Here is a 4427-nt window from a genome sequence, read left to right on the forward strand (position 1 = left end):
GCGGACAGCGAAGCCACCGAGGCCGCGACCGCCGGGCAGCAGCCCGCCGAGGCCGGCGCCGAGCCGCAGGCCGACGCCGAGTCCCGGACCGATGCCGAGGCCGATGCCGAGCCCGTGACCACCGCCGCCCCCGGCTACGAGGACGCCGAGCGCGAAGCCGTCCTGCGGGTCATGCGGGAGCGCCGTGACATCCGTAACGGCTTCCGCAGCGACCCCATCCCGCACGAGGTGCTGCTGCGCGTGCTCGAAGCCGCGCACACCGCGCCGAGCGTCGGCCACTCCCAGCCCTGGGACTTCGTGGTCATCCGCTCCGCCGAGACCCGCCGTTCCATGCACGAACTGGCGCAGCGCCAGCGCGAGGCGTACGCCAAGTCGCTTCCCAAGGGCCGCGCCAAGCAGTTCAAGGAACTGAAGATCGAGGCGATTCTCGACACCCCGGTCAACATCGTCGTCACCGCCGATCCGACCCGGGGCGGCCGCCACACCCTCGGCCGGCACACCCAGCCGCAGATGGCGCCGTACTCCTCGGCCCTCGCCGTCGAGAACCTCTGGCTCGCCGCCCGCGCCGAGGGCCTCGGCGTCGGCTGGGTCAGCTTCTTCGACGAGCGCGAGATGGTCCGCGCCCTCGGCCTGCCCGAGCACCTCGAAGTCGTCGCCTACCTCTGTGTGGGGTACGTCGACGAGTTCCCCGAGGAGCCCGAGCTGATGCAGGCGGGCTGGTCCAAGCGCCGCCCGCTGTCCTGGGTCGTGCACGAGGAGACGTACGGCCGCCGTGCGCTGCCCGGCGAGGAGCCGCACGACCTGCTCCAGGAGACCATCACCAACATCCGGCCGCTGGACGCCAAGGCGCTCGGTGAGGCGTGGGACCGGCAGAAGCGGATGACCAAGCCCGCCGGCGCCCTCGGCATGCTGGAGATCATCTCCGCCCAGCTCAGCGGGCTCTCCCGGATGTGCCCGCCGCCGATCCCGGAGCCCGCCGCCGTCGCGATCTTCGCCGGGGACCACGGGGTGTACGCGCAGGGCGTCACCGCATGGCCCCAGGAAGTGACCTGCCAGATGGTGGCCAACTTCCTCGGCGGCGGAGCGGTCTGCAACGCCTTCGCCAACCAGGTCGGCGCCGAGGTCTGCGTCGTGGACGTCGGTGTCGCCGGTGAACTCCCGGCCACACCGGGCCTGCTGCCGCGCAAGGTCCGCGCCGGGACCGGCGACTTCACCACCGGCCCCGCCCTCACCCGCGAAGAAGTGCTCTCCGCCATCGAGGTCGGCATCGAGACCGCCCGCGATCTGGTGGCAGCGGGCAACAAGGTGCTGCTCACCGGTGAGATGGGCATCGCCAACACCACCGTCTCTGCCGCCCTGATCTGCGTCTACACCGGCCAGGACCCCAGCGAGGTCACCGGCCGCGGCACCGGGATCAACGACGAGATGCACGCCCGCAAGGTCGATGTCGTCCGGCGCGGCCTCGAACTCCACCAGCCCGACCCGGCCGACCCGATCGGCGTCCTCGCGGCGGTCGGCGGCCTCGAACACGCCGCGCTGGCCGGCTTCCTGCTCGGCGGCGCCTCGCTGCGTACGCCGGTGATCCTGGACGGGGTGAGCGCCGGAGCCGCCGCACTGGTCGCCCGCGCCATCGCCCCCGAGGCACTGGCCGCCTGCATCGCGGGCCACCGCAGCGCCGAGCCCGGCCATGTCGCCGCGCTCAACAAGCTGGGCCTGCGCCCGCTGGTCGACCTGGACCTCCGCCTCGGCGAGGGAACCGGCGCGCTGCTCGCACTGCCCGTCGTCCAGAGCGCGGCCAGGGCCATGCACGAAGTGGCCACCTTCGACTCCGCGGGTGTCACGGAGAAGTAGCCGCAGCGAACGCGGGTGAGGGGCCGGGATCGCTGATCCCGGCCCCTCACCCCCGTCAGGACCCCCCGGACCGTACAGTGTCCCGGGGAGCCGACCCCTCTCCCACCAGCCGCTTCGCCGTCGCAGCGGTGTGTACGCAGCCCCACTCCCCGCGCGAGGAGCCAGCCACGCCATGGCCGAGCACGCCGATTACCCCGCCTACCCCGTAGGACTCCGTCTCTCCGGCCGGCGCGTCGTCGTCATCGGCGGCGGACAGGTCGCGCAGCGCCGCCTCCCCGCGCTCATCGCGGCAGGCGGCGACATCCTGCTCATCTCACCGTCCGCCACCCCCTCCGTCGAGGCCATGGTGTCGGCGGGCGAGATCAGCTGGGAGCGGCGCGCCTACGCGGACGGCGACCTGGCCGGCGCCTGGTACGTACTGATCGCGACCGGCGACACCGCGGCCAACGAAGAGGCGTCGGCCGAGGCCGAGCGCCACCGGATCTGGTGCGTACGGAGCGACGACGCCGCGGCCGCCACCGCCTGGACGCCCGCCACCGGACGCAGCGAAGGCGTGACCGTGGCCGTCCTCACCGGCCACGACCCGCGCCGCTCGGCGGCCGTGCGCGACGCCGTCGTGGAGGGCCTGCGCGACGGAACGCTCGCCGCCCCGCGCAACCGCGTCCACACCCCCGGTGTCGCCCTGGTCGGCGGCGGCCCCGGCGACCCCGACCTGATCACGGTGCGCGGCCGGCGCCTCCTCGCCGAGGCGGACGTCGTCATCGCCGACCGGCTCGGCCCGCGCGACCTGCTCGACGAACTGCCCCCGCACGTCGAGGTCATCGACGCCGCGAAGATCCCGTACGGCAGGTTCATGGCGCAGGAAGCCATCAACAACGCACTCATCGAACACGCCAGGGCCGGCAAGGCCGTCGTCCGGCTCAAGGGCGGTGACCCGTTCGTCTTCGGCCGGGGCATGGAGGAGGCCGAGGCGCTGGCCGCCGCCGGCATCGCGTGCACGGTCGTGCCGGGCATCTCCAGCTCCATCAGCGTCCCGGGAGCCGCCGGGATCCCGGTCACCCACCGCGGTGTCGCCCATGAGTTCACCGTCGTCAGCGGTCATGTCGCCCCCGACGACGAGCGGTCCCTGGTCGACTGGGCCGCCCTGGCCACGCTGCGCGGCACCCTCGTCGTCCTGATGGGCGTCGACAAGATCGGCGCCATCGCCGAGGCCCTGATCGCCCACGGAAAGAGTCAGGACACCCCCGTGGCGCTCGTCCAGGAAGGCACCACGGCCGCCCAGCGCCGGGTGGACGCGACGCTCGCCACGGTGGGCGAGAAGGCCAGGTCCGAAGGGGTACGCCCGCCCGCCGTCATCGTCATCGGCCCCGTCGTCCGGGTCGGACCGCCGTCCGGCCGCCCATGAACCGTTCCGTGCCCAGCCGTTGGCACCTCATCCAGGACAAGGCAGTATCACCCTGTGGCTGATCTCATCACTGTCGATGACCCCGAAGACCCGCGTCTGCGTGACTACACGGGCCTGACCGATGTCGAACTCCGGCGCAGGCGCGAGCCCGTCGAGGGCCTCTTCATCGCCGAGGGGGAGAAGGTCATCCGCCGGGCCAGGCTCGCCGGATACGAAATGCGGTCGATGCTCCTGTCCGCCAAGTGGGTCGACGTCATGCGCGACGTCATCGACGAGGTCCCGGCCCCGGTGTACGCCGTCAGCCCCGAGCTCGCCGAGCAGGTGACCGGCTACCACGTGCACCGCGGCGCCCTCGCCTCCATGCAGCGCAAGCCGCTCCCGACCTCCGACGAACTCCTCGCCAGGACCCGCAAGATCGTGGTCATGGAGTCGGTCAACGACCACACCAACATCGGTGCGATCTTCCGCAGCGCCGCGGCGCTCGGCATGGACGCGGTGCTGCTCTCGCCCGACTGCGCCGACCCGCTCTACCGGCGCTCCGTCAAGGTCTCCATGGGCGCGGTGTTCGCGGTGCCCTACGCCCGCCTCGAATCCTGGCCCAAGGGTCTTGAGACCGTACGGGAAGCGGGCTTCAAGCTGCTCGCCCTCACCCCCGACGCGAAGGCGTCCGACATCAACGAGGCGGCGCCGCACCGCGTCGACCGGGTCGCGCTGATGCTCGGCGCCGAGGGCGAGGGGCTCTCGACGCAGGCCCTCGTCGCCGCCGACGAATGGGTACGGATCCCCATGGCGCACGGCGTGGACTCGCTGAACGTCGGGGCGGCGGCCGCCGTCGCCTTCTACGCGGTGGCGACGGGCCGCCCGCAGACCTGACCGGACTGACCGGACTGACCGGACTGACCGACCGGAGCCTGGCCGACCGGACCGATCCGGCCTGCTGCGGCTCAGAACTTCTGAGCGGCCGCGATCCCCAGCAGGACGATCAGCGTCACCACGACGAAGACGATCAGCCGCTGCCGCATCATCCGCGGGCTCGGCCCGGTCCTGCGGCCGGACGAGGTCGGCCGGCCGGTGCCCGACCTGGCCCCGGGGCGGCTGTTCGTACGGCCGCCCGACCGGGTGGTGTTGCGCGGCGGTCCCGGCCGCGCGCCACTGTGCGGGGCCGACGACG

Annotated in this window: 3 protein-coding genes and 1 pseudogene; 3 read left to right on the forward strand and 1 reads right to left on the reverse strand. The window is 72.9% G+C overall.

Features of this window, described 5'->3' with window-relative positions; all coding sequences use genetic code 11:
- The 3 genes from cobT to G3I19_RS34760 all read left to right on the forward strand — a co-directional run.
- A partial coding sequence (gene cobT / locus G3I19_RS34750) for a nicotinate-nucleotide--dimethylbenzimidazole phosphoribosyltransferase (protein ID WP_239075034.1) occupies positions 1-1851 on the forward strand: 1851 nt, incomplete at its 5' end.
- A gap of 172 nt (positions 1852-2023) precedes the next feature.
- Positions 2024-3256, forward strand: a complete 1233-nt coding sequence (gene cobA / locus G3I19_RS34755; protein WP_164267682.1) for a uroporphyrinogen-III C-methyltransferase — start codon at positions 2024-2026, stop codon at positions 3254-3256.
- A 54-nt stretch (positions 3257-3310) separates the two neighbouring features.
- Positions 3311-4129 carry an RNA methyltransferase gene (locus G3I19_RS34760; protein WP_164267683.1) on the forward strand — a complete coding sequence of 273 codons (819 nt, stop codon included), beginning with the start codon at positions 3311-3313 and terminating at the stop codon, positions 4127-4129.
- 71 nt (positions 4130-4200) lie between these two features.
- On the opposite strand, the pseudogene G3I19_RS34765 reads toward G3I19_RS34760, so the two are convergent.
- A pseudogene (locus tag G3I19_RS34765) lies at positions 4201-4427 on the reverse strand (serine/threonine protein kinase); the annotation flags it as partial.

Origin of the sequence: Streptomyces sp. SID10853 (assembly GCF_010548145.1) — a bacterium.
Lineage (GTDB): Bacteria > Actinomycetota > Actinomycetes > Streptomycetales > Streptomycetaceae > Streptomyces.